Raw genomic sequence first — 21316 nt, forward strand, 5'->3', positions numbered from 1 at the left:
CAAGTTGTAAAAATTAGTTAACAAAAAATAATGTTTATCAGATGATAGTGATATTTCTATTACACTACCAACTGAAAAACGTTATAAGATAAAAAATTCATATAAAAATGGAGGAGCCCATGGAAAGAGAAGAAAACTATTCTTTTATAAAATATCATGAACAAAATGAACAAGATTTCTTTTATTATTCAGAATAGAAAAAAAATCGAGTGATATATATAACTCCAAATAATAAAACAGATCAATATCCTATTAAAATTGCAAATGCCTATCCTAAAATTAAAAAATTAGATTTAATTAATCGTTCTTTTAGGGAATGCGAATACGAAATAGAATATTCTTTATCTAATCAGAAAAAGCGAGAAGGAAATTATTCCTGTGATGTAAAATTTATTATAAAAAATAACATTTTATCTTTTATTGATTTAAATTTTTTATCAAGCCTTGAAAAGGAAAATGTAGAAATATATAAAATGAATATTTATCAAGCATTATGCAGAAGATATTTTCAATATTTCATTATATCAGATATTTTAAACTCTTATTACATACGCATTGGTTGGAAAACAATAAATGGACGAAATCATTTTATTTCCGTAACTACAGATGGGGGGTGGTCTGATAATGACAAAAGCATATTTGGTTATATAAGACTTAATGATGATGGAAAGATGAATTATTCAAAAAGATGTTCATCTACTACCCTAATCAATCAACACACAAAAGGAGAAACTATAATAAAGACAGAAGAATTTCAAGTATTTTTTCAAATGCTGGATAGTAACCGGGACGTTATGGGAATCTTCTGTTATACTTTATATTCCTTATTATTAAATTACTCCTTCTCCCAGAATATCGACTTTTATCGACAGGATTCTTATTTTCCTAGAGTTTTGTTAAATAACTTCATATTTTCTATTTGTATTTTCGGCAAAAAGACAGCTGACGTACGTTGTATTGCAAATATTTTTTCTAACGTATTTCATGTTGATATGAAAAAAGATTCAGCTAAAAAGGGAAATCACGATTTATCTGCGACAACATTAAAGCCCAAATTGAGCCGCTTTATGGAATTTGAAAGCATACCAATTATAGTGACAAGTAAGACTGCCTTAACCAGAAATAGCACTATTGTCAAAAGGCTTCATCAGTACCGAGAAAGAGGTAAATTGAAATTTTTTCCAGTTTACTTATGTAATCAACCTATGAATGCAGATGAAATTTTGGATTTTAATATAGAAAATATTATAAAACATTTACCAGAAAAGAACAACTTACAATTGTTAAAAGACGAAGTCTCATACTTGCTTTCAGCTTTTATCAGTTTCCTTTCCAAGATATCGTCTACGGTGGACAGTGGAAACTTTGCATATAATCGGACATACATAGATTCTCTGTTTTTCAAAACTATAGATGATATTACAATAGATAACGACATAGATATGGATAACAGCATTTACTTTGTATTATTATATACTGCATTAAAGGGCTTTTGTCATTTTTTAAAGTCTGATCTCTCTTTAGATATTAGTGCAGACAAGCTTGAAAAACAGGCTTACACTTTCTTCTTCACACAAGATTCTAATTCTATAGATTCTATAAATATTTCTCAAATAGATGAAGAAAAAGTGTTATTCAGCTTTTGGAATTTCTTACAAGCAGTATGTAATACAAAAAATTCTAAAGGAAAATTTCTAGCTTATATTGATATGGACAATGGAAAATCCTATGGTCAGGAATGTTATCATTTATCTTTCAATAGCTTTTTTAAATGTTACAAGAAATTTCTAAATGAAGATATTCAAATCACCGAAAGTGCACTAAAGAATATATTGAAATCAAAAAAATTGCTTGTATTACGCAAAAATGAGAAGCAACTTAATATGTCTCGCCGTATAAATGGAAAACTGACCAGTTTATTAATCATTAAAAAAGAAGAATTCGATCAACTCATTAAGCAGAATTCTTCTGGTCAACCACTTGTTCGACGACTTGATTCATTAGACTAGTCAAGCGTCTGCTGTCCGCTTTTTGCCAGTGATACTTTTTACCAGTACAATAATTTACCGGATTAACTGCAAAGTGAATATGAGCATTATCCGTATCTTCATGTAAGGCAAAAACCACTTGATGCTGGTTTTCAAAAAAGTCTGCTATCTGGTATCCAATATGGCGATAATCAGCAAAATCTAGTTTCAAATTCTCATCATCTGCAAAGGAAATCCAAAAATGTATTATGCGTTTTCCTTTGCAATTACGATAATAATCTTGAATAAATAACATCTGCTCTATCATCATTTTCTCACTGGAGCCATTGACACCTAATGCACCTATAACAGTATTAGGTGTCTTTTTCTTTTTCAAAATATAGTGTATCAGATTCTTTACAGCATCTGGATTTCTATAATTTTTTTTTTGAGGATTTTGGGGGAATATTATCTTTGCCATTTGTCTAATTCCTTTCTGGCTTGCTCAATAAAGTCTCTTTTTTTCAATTCCTTTGCTTCTAGTTTATTTATCAGTGAAGATAAATTGCAAATGATATCTGGGGGTATTGGCTTTTCTGTTCTGGTCGTAATGGAATCCTTACATACCCTAAGAATATACTTGCTTAAATCCAATCCCTTCATTTCGGCGACCTGTTTAATTTTCTCTTTTTCTTTGTCTGTGCAACGTAATGATATGCTTGCCATATTCATTAATCTCCTTTTCAAAATAAAACTCTGTTGTTTTGTTGTTTTGTTGTTTTGTATATTTATAACTATAAACTTATCTTTATAAAATCTATATATATTTCATCTCATTTCTATATGTGATTAATAGCAAGAATAGCAAAATGTATTACGGTCTTTGCTAACCTATATTATTTATCTTGAATTCTATTTATCCTACTGTATGCATGTTTATAGAATTTTATATAGCCCCCAACACTCCTGTAATAAATAAAAAAAGGAGCGCAATTCATATGTTAGTCAAAAAAAATCTATGTCTTACAAAATGCTATACGCAAATAAAAATTTTTAAATTATATATTATTTCTATGAAAGAAAGGAGTTGCTCAATATGAAGCGAAAAGAAGTTCTTGCTATTCCCCTATCAGACAAGAGATTATTAAATATTACAGAATTTCAATCCTATTCCGGACTTGGCAGAAATTCCGCTTTGAAATTATCTAAAGAAGCAAAATGCAGAGTAAAATATGGGAAACGAATTTTAATAGATCGAAAGAAATTTGACATATGGTGTGAAGAAAATTCCAATTAACAAGGAGGATTTATAAATGTCATCATATAAGAAGAATGCCCTACCCAAAGGAATTACTTACAGAGAAAATGATGGACGATATATGGGGCGTTTCATGTATCACGGCGAATCATTTACTACCTATGGTAAAACTATAAAAGAAACACAAAAGAAAATGGAGACACTCCGCTATGAAGTAGAACATGGAATTTATTTCAAGAATGGAAACGCCACATTTGGTTCATGGTTTGAAATATGGTTAAGGGATTATAAAGAGCCTTCTGTGAAAATGGGAACGATTACCGTTTATAGGCAAAATTATAATGCTTATATTAAAAAAACATTTGAAAAAAGACAATTAAGAGATATTAGAACAGACCAGATTCAGAGATTTTATAACGAGATGGCTAAGGATTACTCCCATAACACACTGGAAATATGCCGTGCCATTTTAAATGGTGCTTTTATGCAAGCAGTCAGAAATGAGGTGATACAAAGAAATCCTGTCTCTAACGCCGTTCTCCCACGAAATGGCAAGAAAAAGGAGGTAAGAGTTATGACCATAGAAGAACAAACTCTATTTTTAGAATATGCCCATAATACAGAATACTTTCCATTGTATGAATTAGCTTTATCCACAGGAATGAGAAGTGGAGAAATCAGAGGTTTACAATGGTCTGATGTAAACTTTAATGATAAGGCTATTCATGTTTCCTCTACTCTCACCTATCAAAATGGTGCATATTATATGGGGACTCCTAAAACTACTTCCAGTGACCGTATAATTCCCATGTTGAATAATGTAATCCGTTTGCTGAAGCAAAGAAAAAAGGAACAGGCAAAAGAACGTTTAATGATGGGGTCTTACTGGAATCCTCTAGAAGGATTTGAAAATCTGGTATTTACCAATTCAGCAGGCCGTCCAATCAATCGTGACCGCTTCAAAATAGCCATAGATGATATTGTAAAAGAAATATGCAAAGATGGTATTGATTTTAAACGTATCACCCCACATACATTCCGTCATACCTTTGCTACGCGATGTATTGAAAATAATGTCACTCCAAAGGTATTACAGACGATTTTAGGTCATAATGATTTGGCAACCACTATGGATACATATGTTCATGTACTCAAAGACACAAAAGAAACCGAAATGCAGAAACTAGCTTGTCTGTTTTCCTAATCCAATATTTTGTGTCAATTTGTGTCAGAACAACCGTCTTAAAAAATTCAAGGTTCTTTTTATCAATCAAAGATTCCTTCAAACCCTGATAAAATAAGGGTGAAACAAAAAAACACCCCACATGCGACGCCTTTGCCGCACATGGGGTATTAAAAAGGGGAGGATAAGTATTCACTTATCTTTGGTATAATTCTATTATCACCCATTCAATTGTTTTTATTCACATAAATGATATTATTTTAATGAAGTCCGGCAAGCTTTGCCTTCAGCCCTTCCAGATAAATCACATCCAGTTTGCGCTTTGCCCTGAGCGATTTAATTTCTTCTTTTTTTAACTGCTCATCCATATCGGCAATCCGCGTCTCACATTCTGATATCTGCTCCAGCAGCATGGATCTGCTGGGCCTTTTCATGATAACCGGCAGATCAAGTGTTCTTGTCAGGAAACGGGAGATAGCTGCTTCCGCCTTTGTCTCCTCCTCATACACCCGATTGTAAAAGTCACAGACTGCAAGGTATAAATTTTCATACACCTTTAAGTTCCCGCCGCCTTTTCCGGAAACATGAACAGTTCCATCCTTTATGAAAAAGCTGGTTTTTTCTTTGTCTTCTTTCTCCACGCTATAGTTGCTTTCCTCTATTTTATCCAGCTTTAATCCTTCCGTAATCAGGTCAAATACATACCACTTCAGTTCACTTGTCACCAGACCGTTTAAGGATTCCAGTCCGATCTCTTCCTCATGCTCCATACCGTTTCTCCATTCCTTTCCTTTTGCAGTTTCTTCGTATCGATTATACAGGAACAAGCCCCTGACCTCAACCCTTATTTCCATAAAATTGGGCATCACCATACTCCGGGACAATGGGATGTCCTGAAATTAAATATTGGCGAGCCGTTCAAAAAGAGTATTTATTTCAATTTGACCATATCCCCATACGTTATTGGGATATATATTGGACGGACTGCGTCTTGCTCCTCTTATGAGAAGCCGGTTCACATCATTGCCCGTTATGGTTGTATAATTTCCTCTGGGTACCGCCCATTCAAAAACCATGGCCTCAATTCCAGCCGCCTGTGCCGCCGCACATCCGCAGCCGGTTATGGTGCCATATTGGTTTCCAGGAACTGCACAGGTAAGCTGATATCCTGGTGCTGCTATATCCGGTTTTATAAAACCAGTTCTTGTATATCCCCTGCCGGATTCCGGTAATATGCTGTCATTTTCCCCATTGTATGCAGTTACTGTCAACGGGTGGGTAGACGTACCAGGGGCAGTTATTGTTGTGTCTGGATTGGAATTTAAGAAAAAGGTATTTTCACTGATTAAATTCCCCGAAGGCAGCCATCCATGAAAAGCAAATGCTTCCTTTTCCAGATTCTGCACTTTTATGGTCCATATACCTGGAATCGGATTCTGAAAACGCACAACAATCAGCTGGTCTCCTGTCTCCTCTTCGAAAATATAATTATTAATCCATATGACACTTTCATTTAAGATGAAAGAAAATCTCCTGCATTCACCAAGAGAAGGAAATACCTGTCCGGTTGTTTCTTTGTTTGGCACTGTAATTTCAATGGAAAGCCTTGCCGGAGCAAAGGGCCAGAGTTCTAAGGAAATCAGTTTATCTTCCTCTCCAACCCTCATTTCAAACTCATTTATAAACGGATCTGTAACCGTATTATTATAATAGTGTCTTCGTTTGTTTGCTTCATTTCCCGCCGAAATGATGATTCCTGTCTGGGGCTGCTGGGCAAGAAAATTTGTAATATAGCTGGTAGCTCCCCGGCCATCGTGACTGGACTGATTGGTTCCCATGGCAATGCAGACAACAACAGGGCGGTTCAGTCTCTTGGCAAGTTCCGTTACATAACCGATTCCAATAATCAAATCAGACTCCTGATAGCATTCTGCATTTTCAGGAACGAAAAATATCCGTTTCAACGTATTCTTTGCAGGCTTCAGCTTAACAATCACCAGGTCAGCTTCCGGTACCACCCCGGCGAACGACTGGGCCAGGTTTGGTTTTCCCGCCATGACACTGGCGATCGCAGTTCCATGCCCATTTGTGTCTTCAGAAGGAACAATGGATAAAGGATTTTCCGACCGGAGGGCTACGTTAATATGCTCCCTGGTATATTCCGTTCCATATGTGAAGCCAGACGGCGGATTTCCAGTCTGAATCGTCTGGTCCCATAAGGAAAGAATACGGGTTGTTCCATCGTTGTACCGAAAAGCCTGATGCTGATAATCAATTCCCGTATCAATGACTGCTACTAAAACACCTCTTCCAAACAGCGCAAGATATGGATTTCTCTGAACAGTTCCAATTCCTGATTTTTCAAGACTGACCGTAGAGCTAAGCGTCAGTACAGAAGGAAATGCGTTATAAGGATAGGTTCCTAAATCGCAGGGATCAGGGGGGATACTGGGGATGGGAATATGAGCCAGCGAATGTCTTAAATTCATATAAGTAATATTATCTCCTGTATCATAATTAGATCTCATCACGTTGCTGATAATTAAATCATAATAATTTTCATCCAGTATTTTTTGCATAAGCAGGCCTCCCTGTCTATCACTTGCGGTACATATGATATATCTTATGCATAAAGGACCTTATTATGAGTTGAGTTAGAAAGAGACCAATCATAATGGAAATACTCCCGCATAAGATATAGCATATGGCAGAAGAAACGGAATAAAGGAGAGCGGGATATGGGGAAAATACTGGACAACAATTATTATGATATGATAATTAATAATTACATGGTACCAACTTTCGGCTCTGGCGACGATATCACTCTCTTAAACGGCTATTTCTCACTCCTTCATGTATTAAAAAAGAATAAGGTGCTTTGCGATCTGGGAACGAATCCCTATCACTTTTTCCCATCTGTCTATACACTTACATCCATTATTGGAAAACATCACTCCTCTCCTTTTCAGTCTGTTCAGCAAACCCCGGAATTTTTCCTTTCAGGCCAGGGGATGATTATCGGAATTATAGATACAGGAATTGACTATCAGCATCCTGCGTTTTTTAACAGAGATAAAACAACAAAAATTCTGTCAATCTGGGATCAGACCATTCAAAACGGGCCTGCACCCCAGGGGTTTACTTTTGGCACGGAATATAAAAGGGCGTCCATCAACAGCGCGTTAAATTCTGAAACCCCTTCTTCCATAGTACCAACACAAGATGAAATCGGGCATGGAACTGCTGTAGCAAGCATCATTGCCGGAAGCCTGAATACCGATCCGCCATTTCTGGGGATCGTCCCAAATGCAGAACTGGCAGTTGTAAAACTAAAGGAAGCCAAACAGAATTTAAAAATGCTCTTTTCCATCCCTGACGACAGACTGTGCTATCAGGAAAGTGATATTGTACTGGGACTCCGTTATCTGGTAATCCTTGCCCAAAGGCTGAAACGCCCCCTTGTTATATGTCTTGCTTTGGGAAGCAGCCAGGGCGGTCATGACGGAAGAGGCGTTTTATCCAGATACATTGATGACCTGGTTCAAATACCGGAAATCGGGATTGTTACATCAGCCGGGAACGAGGGTAATAACAGCAGACACTATTTTAACTCTGTGGATTCCCTTCCTTATACAAAGGATTTTCAACTGAATGTCGGTCAGGGTGAAACTAAATTTGCCATGGAACTATGGTCCAACACACCAGCGCAGCTTTCCATTGAAGTCACTTCCCCAAACATGGAAAAAATCCCCCCTGTCGACCCTTCCTATAGTGAATGCACAAGGGTTCCGTTTCAAACCAGCCAGAGCATACTCTGGATTAATAATATATTATTTGAGCAGCAAAGCGGTGATCAGCTGATATTACTGCGTTTCGATAGTCCCCTTCCGGGAACCTGGAATTTTCATGTCAGAAATATAAAAAACGAGCGTTTTTCTTTCAATGCCTGGCTTCCCTCCGGGGACTTAATTTCTGACAGCACATTTTTTCTCAGTCCGGACCAGGATACCACCATCACATCACCTGGCAACGGCAAAAATGTGTTTACTGTAACCGGCTATAATCAGCAGACCGGAAATATTTTAAATGAATCCGGCAGAGGATACACAAGAAGCGGTCTGGTAAAGCCTGACGTTGCTGCTCCTGCATACAACATCCCCTGTGCTGTTGCAGGCGGACAATACGGAACCTTAACAGGTACCAGCGCTTCTGCCGCACACGCTGCCGGAGCAATGGCAATCCTGTTTGAATGGACTCAGGGAAAAGGAAATTTCACTTCAATAACAGGAGAACAGGCAAACAGACTTCTCATACGAAATGCACAGCGAAACCCTTCCAACCATTATCCAAATAATATCTGGGGTTATGGCACCCTGGAGGTTACCCGCCTTTTAAACCGACTCTATACTGGTTCATAAGGAAGAACTTTCAGCTCCCGCACAAAGAACGATGAGTTCAGTATCACACTAAAATCATCGTTCTTTGTTTTAAGATGTCTGATTTTTAGAATCCAGCTGGCTGGTACAGTGGGGACAGCGGGTTGCTTTCGGATTGACAGGCTGATAACAAAAAGGACACGTTTTGTCTTTTGCTGCTGAATTGCTTTCCGTCTGCTTATTTCCTTTTAGAGCATTAATTGCTTTTATTATAATAAATATGACAACAGCCATAATAAGGAAATTTATTACAGAAGTAATAAAGGCACCATAAGCAAACACCGGCCCCAGTGCCTGAGCATCTGCAAGCGTCTGAATGGCAGTGCCTTCCGGCGCCTTGTAAAGCAGCAAAAACTGACTGGAAAAATCCACACCTCCCGTAATCACACCGATTAAGGGAGAGATAACATCTTTCACAAGTGAACTTACAATCCCCTGAAATGCAGCACCAATAATAACGCCGACTGCCAGATCCACTACATTTCCCCTGAGAACAAATTCCTTAAATTCAGCCACAATCCCCTTTTTCTTACTCATATAATCATTCCTCTTTTCTTTCAATTCCTTTCAGTTTCGGACGCTGACTTTCTGATTCTTAGGATTGGTGAAACCCTGTCAGAATATACCCGGAAATCAGGTAAGAATTACATTTTCTGCATTCTCTTTTACCCACTCCCTGGCAAAAGCTGAAAATATTCTCACCGTTGGGCGGAGAGTTTTACCGGAAGGTACACAAAAATAGATGATACGGTACACCTCCGGGTCCAGCGCTCTTCTCACATAGCCGCCGCAGCCGTAAGAATCCAGAACAAGCTTTGGCAGAATGCTGATTCCACAGCCTCCGCATACCATGGCTATGGCAGCCTGGTCACTTAAAAATCCGCTGTGCTCCATCAGCTTTCCTTTTACCTGACGCAGCATTTTCCCCACGGAATAGCTGGTCCCTTCGCTTGGAATCACAAAGGTTTCTCCTTTTAAATGGGTAAGAGTAATTGTTTCACAGACACAAAGCGGATGGTCCGGCGGCAGGATGACATAAAAGGGATCTTTTACCAGCGGGGTTTCATTCTCCTTCCTGCCTGATTCTGCCGTAATCGCACAATCAATTACATCTTTGGAAAACCAGTCTTTCATGATTTCGTAATTGATTGCATCATTCATGTATAAATCCACTAGCGGGTACTTTTTTCTGAATTCAATAATCATCTGGGGCATCCACTTGACGGCAACACTTGTGATTACGCCAATACGGATCTTTCCATGCTGTATATTCTCCTCTCCTGCCAGTTGTCTAATCATATCTTCTTTTTCGGTCAGTTCCTTTGCGGCCGGAAAGATTCTCTCTCCTTCTTCCGTTAAGGATACCCCGTTTCTTCCCCTGTAAAGCAGCTTAATTCCCAGTTCCTCCTCCATGGAGGAAATCATATGGCTGGCTGCAGTCTGGGAATAACTAAGCTGGGCTGCCGCCTTCGACAAATTTCCCGTTTCTGCTGCTCTTACAAACAGAATGTATTTATTTATATCCATTTGATTGATCCTTTCTATTTCCAGCTGCTTTCATTATACATGAAATTCTTTCATGATACTATTGAAACTTCAGCATTATATTAAGAAAATAATTCATGGTAAAATCAAGAAAAACACACCTATAACGGAGGATATAATGAACATAGCAATTCTTGGCGCAGGGGCCATGGGCAGTCTGTATGCCAGTTATCTGGCGCCCTTTCATTCAGTTACACTGCTTGACAGCTGTGCGCCCTTAGTAGAACATATCAATGCAAAGGGACTGATTAAGGTCAGCCATGACCATACAGAGATACCTTTGAAAGCAAAAGCAGCATTAAGCGGAACCAGTCTTGATTATCAGGATCTGGTTATTGTTTTTGTAAAAGGGATTCATACCTATGAAGCCATGAAGAACAACCAGTCACTTTTAGGACCTGATACCATCGTCATGACACTTCAAAACGGTGCCGGCAATAACCGGGACATCGCACAGTTTGTCCCAAGAGAACGGATTATTGTGGGAACCAGCAGTCACAACAGTGTCTACCTGGAAACAGGGAAATTCTATCACTCCGGCTGCGGACCTACCAACATCGGTCCCGACCTTCCCTGTGAAAGTTCCTTACGCGATGTAAAAAAAGTGGCCCAGGCTTTGGAAGAAAGCGGACTTACTGTAAATATCATGGATAATATCCAGTATGTACTCTGGCAGAAGCTGGTTATAAACTGCGGCATCAACGCATTAAGCACACTGATGCAGTGCCGGATCGGAGAAATCTATACGAATCCTTATCTGTGGGATTTATGCAAAAGAATTGTTTATGAGTGTGTATTGATTGCCGAAGCAGACGGTACTTATCTGGACAGGAAGGAAGCACTTCTGGCAGTATCAAAAGTATGTGAAAATGATTCCAGCGGATTTGCCAGTATGTACCAGGACAGACAGAATAAGCGGCTGACGGAAATTGACAGAATAAACGGAGTTGTCGCCAATCTGGGAAGTGAGTACAAAATCCCTGCCCCCTGCAATACCATGCTTGTCACTCAGATTCATGCAATTGAGCAGATGTATTTCAGACAATAAATCTTCCATGGGGTACGTTGTACCCCATATTCATTGACAACCAAAGCGTTCTGTGCCATAGTTAGAGCATCAGTCATTATTCCTGCTATGGAGACCTCTCATGAAAAACATTCCCAACTTTATTACCGTGATTCGTCTTGTCCTGTCTGTATTTTTATTTTTTATCACAGATAACTGGACTCTTTTTCTTATAATATATTTTCTCTGCGGAGCAAGTGATGTTCTTGACGGCTTCCTTGCCAGGCAGTTTCATTTACAGACCAGAACAGGCGCCAGACTGGACAGTCTGGCTGACTTTCTATTCTTCTTTGCTGCTTTTTTCAGAATGCTGTTTTCCTATGGGCTGGCGGTACCGGTTCCGGTTATCTGGGGGACAGTCCTGATAGCACTGATCCGTTTTTTAAACCTGTTTATAACAAAGAAAAAATTCAGACTGCCTGGTATACTCCACACCATTGGAAACAAGCTTTCCGGAATTATCTTCTTTTTTGCATGTCCGGCAGCTGTTTTCATGGGCAGTCTTCCGGTCTGGGTTATTTTTATTCCCCTGCTCTCTGCGCTGGAAGAAACATTTATTCTACTGAAAACAGATTCTTATGATCCTGATATCAGGAGTTTCCATGATCTGTTAAATAAATAGTATTTAAAAAGCCCGATATCAGTCAGGCTTAATTTTTCCTTCATTATAATGTTTCCGGCAAAGAGATACATATTTATCATTTGCTCCCATCAGGATCTGCTCTCCGTTTCTCACAACGTTACCGTTTCCATCAATTCTTGCAGTCATACCTGCACGGCTTCCGCACCAGCAGACTGTTTTTAATTCCGAGATATCATCGGCCAGTTCCATGAGACGTTTGGAGCCTGGAAAAAGATGAGAAGTAAAATCCGTCCGTAAGCCATAACAAAAAACCGGTATCTCATACTGGTCTACGATATAGGCCAGCTTATCAATATCTGCTTCTGCAAGAAACTGTGCTTCATCTATAATTATAACATCCGATTTTTTTAATTGTTTTGTATCATATTTCTCCAATTCAGACCATACAATGCATTCAGCCTCCAGACCAATCCTTGATCTGATTTTATTAATCCCATCCCTGGTTTCAATATCCGGCTTAACCAGTAAAACCTGTTTTCCCTTTTCTATAAAGTTATATCTTGTCATCAATGCATTTGCTGTCTTTGAGCTGCCCATGGCCCCATATCTGAAATATAATTTAGCCATTCCTGTCTCCTTTATCTTAAATGAAGTTTTTCTGTATCATTTATTCCAGTCATAAAGCGTTAAATCCGCCAGTTGCATTTTATCACAGACAGAAACGGAAGTCCATAAGGAATGAATATGCTGGTTTTTATTCTTTATAACAAATAACAGGAACACCTGCTTCTATATATTTATATATTGTTTTCGCAAGATAATATGGAGCATTGACACAGCCATGAGTGCCGTTTTTCTTATAAATTTCACCGCCGAATTCCGACCTCCATTTTGCATCATGAATTCCCATATTTCCATAAAAGGGCATCCAGAACTGAACACCTGCTGCGTAGCCAGGACCTGTTAAAACCACGCCTTCCTGCTTATAATTAAGCATATATGTTCCGGTCACTGTTGCATTTCCTCTGTTTGGATTGCCAGTAACCACCGGCCCCTGCACAATCAGCATGCCATCTTTATAAAACCACAAATGCTGTCTGGTTATGTTTATTTCCACATACGTGTTCCCAATTTCGTTCCCTGCTCTCGATGCTGCTTTTTGAATATATGCAGGTTCTCTCATAAGCCTCCGTCCGGAACTGATATTTTCAAACAATGCTTCTGTCTCGGCCTCCTGATCTATTTTCCATCCATATATCCCGCCCTCAAGATTTACCATCGTTCCAAGAGACGTCTTGAAACTCCTTTTTACTCCCACTGTATCATATTTTTTCCCCAATGCCTTTACATAAGCTCCAATTTCATCTTTGTCCAATACAATATCCAGATTTTCATCTACTTTAATCCAGTTATGTATCACATTCCCATCCACCACCTCTCTTTTACTGCCGAATAGATAAATGATATGTGTGGAAACATACTTATTTAAATGCCTGAGTGTTTTAAATGTTTTGGGGGTATTCATGGTATATACGGGATTCATGTAACAGGAGTCAGCTTCCAGATCAAGTCTTGTTTTACCTCTGGTAAGACAGTCTACGACAGCTGTCTTTAGTTGTTCCTTTTTTATATGATTGCCGTATATTTCCTTCACCAGCTGATAATGGCCATCTAAATAGTGATAGGAAACATTTTCAGGTTCAATTCTTGCCTGACTGAAGCAGTTTAATTTATTTAAAGCTATATTCAGCTTATTTTCATTGTATAAAAATAGATCCTCTGCATAAAATTCCTGTCTTTTAAATAAAGATTCCAGCCAATGAAATGCCTCCTGATCATACAGCGTGTCCTTTACATACGTTCTGTTCTTATATTCCAGCCCTGCCTCCTGACCGGCGATCTGATCAGACATACCATCTCGTTCAACCAGAAGAAGTTTATACTCTTCGGCATATTTTTTTAAGCTCTGATCCGCCTGTTTTTCATTTTTCAAGGATACATCAGCTCCATTTATCGTAGTAGAGAAAAAGAAATGGCTGGTAAAATAAAAAGAGATGAGTAAATAAACTAACATCACAGCAGCGACAGCAATTCCCAGGAGTTCTAAAGCCTCCCTCTTCTCGCAGGCGCTCATTTTTTCATATTTCATTCCAACTCACCCTCACTTTTAAACTATGTACTGGGATCATATCATTTTATGTTTGGGCCATCTCTTTTAATACCGGCCACATGGAATAGCAGTAAAATACACCTGCATCACAATTACATATTTCTTCTTCAATCGTACATACTTGGTTTTGAGGTGACCGTATGAATTTTTTAAATCTGTTTCAATTTGTTTTTCGCTGTTTAACTGCAGCAATGGGATTTTATTATTTATTAAAACAAAAATATAAAATAATGGGGTCATTGATCCTGATACTGGCATTATCTTTTTTACCTGAATTTTCAAACTGGTTTATGGGAATAACGATAGATCCGTACAGTATCATTATTTATCTGATCGTCCTGTTTATGGCATTATTTCTTGGCAGTTCCCTGTGTTATTACGACCGGTATTCATGGTGGGACCGGACAATTCATGTTCTCTCCGGAGTTGGTTTTGTTGGATTTGGAGCAGCAATTATTAAAACAAATGCTGATTCAAAAAAAGCTGTAATCCTGCTTTTTGGATTTACTTTTTCCGTAACTCTCCACATCATCTGGGAAGTGCTTGAATATGTAAGCGATTGTCTGTCACATGGAAATGCCCAGCGGTGGCAGAAAATTCATTCTTCCGTTAATCACGTATCGGAAAAAGCGCTGCAGCCGGCCGGTCTGGTGGATACCATGAACGACACCATCTGCTGTATGACCGGAGCCGCAGCAGCTGCAGCTGTATGGTGGTTTTTCATATAATTCTACTTCCATCTGGTTTAAACTGGATATGAACTGTAGCATGATATTTTTAAATGATAGGTATACTAAAATTAATTTACAACAAAAGGAGGCATATATGAGCAGAGATAATTCCAAAAAAAGTACCAGCAACCATAAAAAGGAAGACGGAACCTTTCATTCAAAGCATATTAATCACAATCCCCAGGCAGAAAGCGCCAGAGCCGTATTTGGGTTAAAGGAAGATAATTCAAAGAGATAAGAAACACAAAATTTACAGACGGTTCGTAAGGAGGATTTATGCATGGCTAATTACACGGGTATTGTTAAATGGTTTGATAACGAAAGAGGCTACGGCTTCATCTCAACCAATGATGGTCAGGATGTTTTCGTACATCATTCCCAAGTAAAAGAAAAAACTCATAATAAAGATTTGCACGAAGGTGAATCTGTTAATTTTGACATCAGAAAAGATGATAAAGGCTTAAGCGCTTTAAATGTCGAAAAAAACGATTAAAACTGCAAGGAGGTGTCCTATGAACAGAATTCATTATGAAACATCAGGCATACAGAATACAGAAATTAAAACCCAGCTTAAAAATGCATTAGATAAGATAGACGGAGTATCTATGGTCAATATCGATGTGGCAAGAGGCTCCATAGAAGTGGGTTATAATCAATCAGCGGACGAAAATTCAATTAAGTCCTGTATTGAAACGGTTGGCTGCGAGATAACGGGACAGTCGAGTGAAACTTCTTAGACAGAATAAAGTATTATATTCTATGATATAATAAATCATTATTGAATAGAAAGGGGCTGGCTATGAAACATTTTTTCAATCAGGAATGGAGTATTCTTGAAAAAAAGCTCAATACCCGGTTTTCAAAAATGCCTGATTAACAGCCTAAAATTTGATCGCTTCTGATATTATGAAGCGGTCAATTTCTATTCTCTACCAATATCGGTCTTAGGTTTTTCAGATTCAAGTTGTTTTTGTTTGATTCCGTACCATACTTCTTCACCTACATCTTTCAAATCCTTAACATCTAAACTTGAAGATCCATCATAAATAAACTGCAAAGTTCTAAAATCTTCACCTTGAAGAATGAAAAAGCCCACATTAAAAAAAGATTCTGAAAAATCGTATCCATAATCATGAGAAGAAAGTAATGACTGTGAGAATACATAATATCGGTATCCCTCATTATCAATTTCACATATTTTTGAAAGTTCCTTGCTGTTAAATTGGTTTTTATCATTATACAGATTCCCGTAAACATATAAATCTTCATTAAACCAATGCAATGTTTCATCATCAATCCCATCTATTTTGACTTTAGCAACTACGTAAGGCGTATAAGAATAATCTACATCTGACTTTTCCTGATACAGTTCACATGATGAAAATTGAAGAATATGTCCTTTGTATTCCATATCATAAGGCAAAGTACTCAAATTAAATATTACTCTCTTATCTCCTTCATAAATACTTACACCGCCATTAGTTTCAGCGGTTGTCTGCATTTCCAAACCATGTTTAGAACATCCTGTTATACAGATAATTCCAAGAGCCAAGGTCACTGTTAAAAGGTGCTTTTTCATAGTAAATCCCCCAATCTATAATTGAATTATACCATATAATATTCAATGTGGGAAAACCATCCTCTCTTGTTAACAAAGGCGAACTCTCACAGATCCATCGTCTTGTTTTTGAAGCCTATCAATGCTAATTTAAACTGTAATTCATTAATATTTATTCATCTATAAACAACCAAAATGCATATATCAGCTATAATCGCTTATAAAATACCAACATTATTGATTCACACATTCTTCACAAGACGTACAAAAATTATTTACATCTTCTACAAACTTACTTCACATCTCTCCTATATACTTAATTATAGAAACAAGAACTACTCCAAACTTGTTTTATAAAACTTTTTTTCATAACTCGCCGGTGGAACCCACATTTCACCGGCTCCTCCCTTTTTATCCCCCTTTTTCTTTGCCATTCCTTTCCAATTCCCTTATATCCTCTAAATTCAGTTGCAAAGATGCTCTTTCTATTATAGAATAGGAAAAGTGCACCTGGCATATGCAGATTTGGAGGAAATGATACATGAAGAAAAATGCAATCGTAGGACAGTCCGGCGGGCCAACCGCTGTGATTAACGCAAGCCTTTACGGCGTCATAAAAGAAGGGATGGCTCACGAAGAGATCGGCCGGGTTTATGGCATGATCAATGGCATAGAAGGCTTCATGTCCGGAAATTATATGGATCTGACCAATGATTTAACATCGGAGGAACTGGAGCTATTAAAGCTGACACCTGCAGCTTATCTCGGCTCCTGCCGTTATAAACTGCCTGATGATTTATCATCTCCATTCTACCCGGCACTGTTTGAGAAATTCCGCGCCATGGAGATCGGTTATTTCTTTTATATCGGCGGGAATGATTCTATGGATACAGTGAGCAAGCTTTCCCGTTACGCTTCCCATCACAAAAGCAGCATCCGTTTTATCGGGATTCCAAAGACAATTGACAACGATCTGATTCATACAGACCATACACCGGGTTTTGGAAGTGCAGCCAAATATGTGGCAGATACCGTTCGTGAAATCGTTTTGGATTCCTGTGTTTACCAGCAAAAGTCAGTAACGATTGTGGAACTGATGGGGCGTCATGCAGGCTGGCTTACTGCAGCCAGCGTACTTGCCAGAAAGTTTGAAGGTGATAACCCTGTTCTGATCTATCTGCCTGAAGCCGCATTTGATTTTGAACAGTTTGCTGATGACGTGGACAAGGCCCTATCCAAAAAAAGCTCTGTCATTGTCTGTATTTCTGAAGGGATTTCTGATGCAAAAGGGAAATTTATCTGTGAGTACACAGACGAAGTCCGTACCGATACCTTCGGCCATAAGATGCTGACCGGAAGCGGTAAAATGCTGGAGAATTTCGTTCGTAACCGTTTTGGTGTAAAGGTTCGCTCTGTTGAGCTTAATGTGAACCAGCGCTGCAGCGGTATGCTTGCATCGGCAACAGATATTGAAGAGGCCGTCACTGCCGGCAGGCAGGGAATCATAGCTTCCTTAAACGGAGCCACAGGCATGATGATCGCTTTCAAACGTATTTCTGATTCCCCTTATAAGATGGAATGCGTTACTGTAGATGTAAATGAAGTGTGCAATAAGGAGAAGCTCTTTCCTTCCCAGTGGATTTGTGATCATGGTACAAATGTGACAGAGGATTTTCTCACCTATGCTTTACCCTTAATTCAGGGTGAACCAGACAGGATTATAAAGGATGGAAGACCTCTCTATCTGTACAGATCATAATGAAGGCTTTTTCATAGGAATAACGGCTGTTTTTATGCTGACAACACAGGATCAGATAAATCAGCCGTTTTTTTGTTATTAATATTTTTTCTCAATTAAGTGTTCTTCTATCAGATCTTCACCCTTTTTCCCTATACGAATTACATGTTTTATATTTTTTTTGCTATTTTTGTTAAACAGGTAATTTTTTTCATGCTTGCCTCATATGCTTATAATAATAGATATTTCTATTTTCTAACGCACTTATGGGAGAAAGTGAACAATGGACGGAGATGTTTTTTTAGACCGCATACCATGCGGCATACTGAAGTTAAAGACAGAAGACAGATTTCCAGTTATTTATTCGAATTCAGCAATAAAAAACTGGTTTCAGTCTCCTTCCTGTCTTGAAGATATGATTTGTGAATCAGAATTTGGCGAAATATCAGAAAAAATTCACAATCATATGGATCTTGGATCCCGGATATTCAGACTGGAATTCAGAGCCAAAACGCTGGAAGACCACTGCTGGTTCTCCATGGATTTTCATTTTATACAAGAAGAAGAGTTATTCTATTGTTCTGTGTCGGATATTACCTGGCTGAAAAGAAACATGGAAAGTCTTAAAGTTCAGGAGGAGCAATACCGCCTTGCAAGCCGTCACTCCGGCTGTATTGTATGTATCTATGATATCCCGAACAGAACCCTTTCTCCTTCCTCAGAATTTACCAGAAACTTTCCAGCCCCCTTCACCATGCCCCTTTCTCCGGAATATTTAATTGAAAATGGCATCGTACATAAGGAAAGTATGAAAGATTTTCTGGATTTTTATGAAGAAATGGAGCGGGGTACTCCGGAAGGGGAATGTGTTGTCAGACTTAAGACCGGATCCGGAAAATACCACTGGTTCTCAAAGCATTATTCACTGGTATATACGGAAGAAAAAAAGCCCCTGCGCGGTATCATTTCCTATCAGGATATTACGGATCAATACGAAAAAGAACTGGCATATCAGCGTTGGGCGGAGTATATGCGGGAGCAGAAAAAAGACTGCATCGGCTATTACGAGTACAATACAAAGTCAGATCTCTTTGAGGAAATAATCGGAGAAATGACCAGTAATGTTCCCGAGGATGCCAAAAAATCCTTTTCTGATATCATGAATTACATTGCAGAGCATGAGATTTATGAGGAAGACAAAGAGCTTTACCTGAATTTCTTCAACAAGGAATACTTACTATTTCAGTACTACCAGGGCAACCGCTCTCTCCGGCTGGAACATCGCCGTTTAAGGACTGATGGCAGTGTCTGCTGGACTCTTGGTATGGTACAGATTGTCACAGACCCTTATACAGACACCATCAAAGCTTTTATTCTGATTAAAGATATTGATGCTTCAAAGCGGGAGACACTGACTTTACACGAGCTGTCCAGGCAGGACTGTCTGACCGGACTGTTAAACAGATCAGCTGCCATTCACGCGATCCGTCTTATCTTAAACAATAACAAAGGACACCATATCCTTATCATGCTGGATATTGACCAGTTTAAGCAGTTAAACGACAGCTATGGGCACCAGTTTGGAGATAAGGCACTCCATCGTGCCGCGTCAAGACTTAAATCTGCACTCAGGAGAGAGGACATCTTTGGCCGTTTAGGAGGCGATGAATTTATAATTCTTCTGAAAGATGTCTCTTACAGTATGGATCTGTATTCCCGTTTAGAAAATTTATGCAGTCTGATCGGGAGTGCCCTGGAACCGGAAGTGCATATATCCGGAAGTCTGGGAACAGCCGCTTATCCGGAGGATGGAGTCACATTCGACGAATTATACAGAAAAGCGGATATTGCACTTTATCATGCAAAAAAACATGGCCGAAACCAGTATTCCGTTTATGAGCCTGGGATGTCCATGGTAAATAGTGAATAAATAAAAGACAGATGCCGTGTCAGGCTGTTTTTCGGATTTCAGCCGGCGGCACCTGTCTTAGTTTTAATGGTAATAAAAAATGCCCTGCATTTCTCATACAGGACATTTTCCATATGCAGAAGAAGGGACTTGAACCCTCAAGGTATTGCTACCACACGGACCTGAACCGTGCGCGTCTGCCAATTCCGCCACTTCTGCTTTTAAAATTGCACAAATTGATGAACCAATTCGTACAATTATAATACTATACTTTTCCAAAATTAGCAAGCACTTTTTTTATTTTTATTGATTCCCATCAATACGCTCTTTCTCTCCTGTCACCACATCTTTCAGTTCCTACAATTAAAATGTACAAAAAAAACAGTTCTTCACGAATGAAAAACTGCCTTCTAATGCGGGAGATGGGACTTGAACCCACACGATCATACAACCACAAGATCCTTAGTCTTGCCTGTCTGCCAATTCCAGCACTCCCGCATGTCATATTATAGAAAACCTTACAGCCATGACAATCAATAAGGTTCGTGCAGAAGAAGGGACTTGAACCCTCAAGGTATTGCTACCACACGGACCTGAACCGTGCGCGTCTGCCAATTCCGCCACTTCTGCATTGCGCTGTCATCTCTTTCAGCGACAATAGCTATTATAGTATACATGCTCTTTTCTGTCAACCTGATTTTCAATTATTTTGAAAATTATTTTTTTGTATATATTTTTTAAATAATATTGACAATTCTTTTCAAAAATGGTAAAATTACCTTCGTTGTGCGGGAGTGCTGGAATTGGCAGACAGGCAAGACTAAGGATCTTGTGGTTGTATGATCGTGTGGGTTCAAGTCCCATCTCCCGCACTTACTCTAAATAATTAAGAGTTTATCCTTGACATATTTTACTTTTAGAGTATAATAGGTCATATATTCCTCGATAGCTCAGTCGGTAGAGCAAACGGCTGTTAACCGTTGGGTCGTAGGTTCAAGTCCTACTCGGGGAGTTTTTAAATCACACATAATGTGTGATTTTTTTATTGTTTAAAATAAGCACATAAAGTTTCATATTGAATCATATATATCTGATTCTTATAAAAATCTCCGAGCCATCGAAACGGACTTCGATCTAGTATGTCGTCTTCTGCCTGTACAAAAAAAATATGT

At 38.6% G+C, this 21316-nt stretch carries 21 protein-coding genes and 5 tRNA genes; 14 read left to right on the forward strand and 12 right to left on the reverse strand.

The genetic code is table 11. From position 1 onward, the window contains the following. Nucleotides 1-209 precede the first annotated feature (209 nt). Nucleotides 210-2009: a hypothetical protein gene (locus tag DS742_RS27355; protein ID WP_117420074.1), complete on the forward strand. Its 1800-nt coding sequence runs from the start codon at nt 210-212 to the stop codon at nt 2007-2009. Here DS742_RS27355 and DS742_RS27360 read toward each other — a convergent pair. Then, the gene (locus DS742_RS27360) at nt 1954-2448 is read right to left on the reverse strand and encodes a relaxase/mobilization nuclease domain-containing protein (RefSeq protein ID WP_117420075.1); all 495 of its coding nucleotides are present in this window, start codon (nt 2446-2448) and stop codon (nt 1954-1956) included. The two genes, DS742_RS27355 and DS742_RS27360, sit on opposite strands and share 56 nt — an antisense overlap. Continuing rightward, on the reverse strand, nt 2436-2693 hold the full coding sequence (locus DS742_RS27365; protein ID WP_117420076.1) for a DUF6290 family protein: 258 nt from the start codon (nt 2691-2693) through the stop codon (nt 2436-2438). Before DS742_RS27365 ends, DS742_RS27360 begins: the two co-directional genes overlap by 13 nt. A gap of 370 nt (nt 2694-3063) precedes the next feature. On the opposite strand from DS742_RS27365, the gene DS742_RS27370 reads away from it, so the two are divergent. Both DS742_RS27370 and DS742_RS27375 read left to right on the forward strand, forming a co-directional pair. Further along, complete coding sequence (locus tag DS742_RS27370; protein WP_117420077.1) at nt 3064-3264, forward strand: DUF6462 family protein; 201 nt, start codon at nt 3064-3066, stop codon at nt 3262-3264. A gap of 16 nt (nt 3265-3280) precedes the next feature. Continuing rightward, the gene (locus DS742_RS27375; protein ID WP_117420078.1) at nt 3281-4429 is read left to right on the forward strand and encodes a tyrosine-type recombinase/integrase; all 1149 of its coding nucleotides are present in this window, start codon (nt 3281-3283) and stop codon (nt 4427-4429) included. A gap of 239 nt (nt 4430-4668) precedes the next feature. On the opposite strand, the gene DS742_RS27380 is transcribed toward DS742_RS27375, so the two are convergent. Next, nucleotides 4669-5274: a hypothetical protein gene (locus DS742_RS27380; RefSeq protein WP_117420079.1), complete on the reverse strand. Its 606-nt coding sequence runs from the start codon at nt 5272-5274 to the stop codon at nt 4669-4671. Nucleotides 5275-5307: 33 nt separating this feature from the next. Then, nucleotides 5308-6987 (reverse strand): S8 family peptidase, encoded by a 1680-nt coding sequence (locus DS742_RS27385; RefSeq protein WP_117420080.1) that lies wholly within the window; start codon nt 6985-6987, stop codon nt 5308-5310. A 159-nt stretch (nt 6988-7146) separates the two neighbouring features. On the opposite strand from DS742_RS27385, the gene DS742_RS27390 reads away from it, so the two are divergent. After that, nucleotides 7147-8826 carry a S8 family peptidase gene (locus DS742_RS27390; protein WP_117420081.1) on the forward strand — a complete coding sequence of 560 codons (1680 nt, stop codon included), beginning with the start codon at nt 7147-7149 and terminating at the stop codon, nt 8824-8826. A 69-nt stretch (nt 8827-8895) separates the two neighbouring features. On the opposite strand, the gene mscL is transcribed toward DS742_RS27390, so the two are convergent. Together mscL and DS742_RS27400 are read right to left on the reverse strand one after the other, a co-directional pair. Then, nucleotides 8896-9381, reverse strand: coding sequence for a large conductance mechanosensitive channel protein MscL (gene mscL / locus DS742_RS27395; RefSeq protein WP_117420082.1), 486 nt, complete (start codon nt 9379-9381; stop codon nt 8896-8898). 96 nt (nt 9382-9477) lie between these two features. Further along, nucleotides 9478-10371: a LysR family transcriptional regulator gene (locus tag DS742_RS27400; protein WP_117420083.1), complete on the reverse strand. Its 894-nt coding sequence runs from the start codon at nt 10369-10371 to the stop codon at nt 9478-9480. A gap of 136 nt (nt 10372-10507) precedes the next feature. Here DS742_RS27400 and DS742_RS27405 point away from each other — a divergent pair, with 136 nt between their 5' ends. Both DS742_RS27405 and DS742_RS27410 read left to right on the forward strand, forming a co-directional pair. Next, nucleotides 10508-11437, forward strand: coding sequence for a ketopantoate reductase family protein (locus DS742_RS27405; protein ID WP_170313618.1), 930 nt, complete (start codon nt 10508-10510; stop codon nt 11435-11437). 100 nt (nt 11438-11537) lie between these two features. Then, nucleotides 11538-12077 carry a CDP-alcohol phosphatidyltransferase family protein gene (locus DS742_RS27410; protein ID WP_117420085.1) on the forward strand — a complete coding sequence of 180 codons (540 nt, stop codon included), beginning with the start codon at nt 11538-11540 and terminating at the stop codon, nt 12075-12077. A gap of 18 nt (nt 12078-12095) precedes the next feature. On the opposite strand, the gene DS742_RS27415 is transcribed toward DS742_RS27410, so the two are convergent. Both DS742_RS27415 and DS742_RS27420 read right to left on the reverse strand, forming a co-directional pair. Continuing rightward, nucleotides 12096-12665: a thymidine kinase gene (locus tag DS742_RS27415; protein ID WP_117420086.1), complete on the reverse strand. Its 570-nt coding sequence runs from the start codon at nt 12663-12665 to the stop codon at nt 12096-12098. Between the two features lie 127 nt (nt 12666-12792). Beyond that, nucleotides 12793-14187 (reverse strand): L,D-transpeptidase family protein, encoded by a 1395-nt coding sequence (locus tag DS742_RS27420; protein ID WP_117420087.1) that lies wholly within the window; start codon nt 14185-14187, stop codon nt 12793-12795. 161 nt (nt 14188-14348) lie between these two features. Here DS742_RS27420 and DS742_RS27425 point away from each other — a divergent pair, with 161 nt between their 5' ends. From DS742_RS27425 to DS742_RS27435, 4 genes are all read left to right on the forward strand, one after another. Continuing rightward, nucleotides 14349-14936, forward strand: coding sequence for a DUF2238 domain-containing protein (locus DS742_RS27425; RefSeq protein ID WP_117420088.1), 588 nt, complete (start codon nt 14349-14351; stop codon nt 14934-14936). A gap of 97 nt (nt 14937-15033) precedes the next feature. After that, on the forward strand, nt 15034-15177 hold the full coding sequence (locus DS742_RS29115; RefSeq protein ID WP_170313619.1) for a CPC_1213 family protein: 144 nt from the start codon (nt 15034-15036) through the stop codon (nt 15175-15177). Between the two features lie 42 nt (nt 15178-15219). Beyond that, nucleotides 15220-15432 carry a cold-shock protein gene (locus tag DS742_RS27430; RefSeq protein WP_117420089.1) on the forward strand — a complete coding sequence of 71 codons (213 nt, stop codon included), beginning with the start codon at nt 15220-15222 and terminating at the stop codon, nt 15430-15432. A 19-nt stretch (nt 15433-15451) separates the two neighbouring features. After that, the gene (locus tag DS742_RS27435) at nt 15452-15676 is read left to right on the forward strand and encodes a heavy metal transporter (protein ID WP_117420090.1); all 225 of its coding nucleotides are present in this window, start codon (nt 15452-15454) and stop codon (nt 15674-15676) included. A 185-nt stretch (nt 15677-15861) separates the two neighbouring features. Here DS742_RS27435 and DS742_RS27440 read toward each other — a convergent pair whose 3' ends face one another. Next, complete coding sequence (locus DS742_RS27440; protein ID WP_117420091.1) at nt 15862-16518, reverse strand: hypothetical protein; 657 nt, start codon at nt 16516-16518, stop codon at nt 15862-15864. 520 nt (nt 16519-17038) lie between these two features. On the opposite strand from DS742_RS27440, the gene DS742_RS27445 reads away from it, so the two are divergent. After that, nucleotides 17039-18256 carry a 6-phosphofructokinase gene (locus DS742_RS27445; protein ID WP_117420092.1) on the forward strand — a complete coding sequence of 406 codons (1218 nt, stop codon included), beginning with the start codon at nt 17039-17041 and terminating at the stop codon, nt 18254-18256. Between the two features lie 262 nt (nt 18257-18518). Further along, entirely contained in the window at nt 18519-20165 is a 1647-nt protein-coding gene (locus DS742_RS27450) for a sensor domain-containing diguanylate cyclase (RefSeq protein WP_117420093.1), read from the forward strand. A gap of 114 nt (nt 20166-20279) precedes the next feature. On the opposite strand, the gene DS742_RS27455 is transcribed toward DS742_RS27450, so the two are convergent. From DS742_RS27455 to DS742_RS27465, 3 genes are all read right to left on the reverse strand, one after another. After that, a tRNA-Leu gene (locus DS742_RS27455) sits at nt 20280-20363 on the reverse strand. A 195-nt stretch (nt 20364-20558) separates the two neighbouring features. Next, nucleotides 20559-20642, reverse strand: a tRNA-Leu gene (locus DS742_RS27460). Between the two features lie 48 nt (nt 20643-20690). After that, a tRNA-Leu gene (locus DS742_RS27465) sits at nt 20691-20774 on the reverse strand. A 158-nt stretch (nt 20775-20932) separates the two neighbouring features. On the opposite strand from DS742_RS27465, the gene DS742_RS27470 reads away from it, so the two are divergent. Continuing rightward, nucleotides 20933-21016 (forward strand) — tRNA-Leu (locus tag DS742_RS27470). Between the two features lie 67 nt (nt 21017-21083). Then, a tRNA-Asn gene (locus DS742_RS27475) sits at nt 21084-21156 on the forward strand. The last annotated feature ends 160 nt before the right edge of the window (nt 21157-21316 follow it).

Origin of the sequence: Lacrimispora amygdalina, assembly GCF_003432035.1 — a bacterium.
Lineage (GTDB): Bacteria > Bacillota > Clostridia > Lachnospirales > Lachnospiraceae > Lacrimispora > Lacrimispora amygdalina.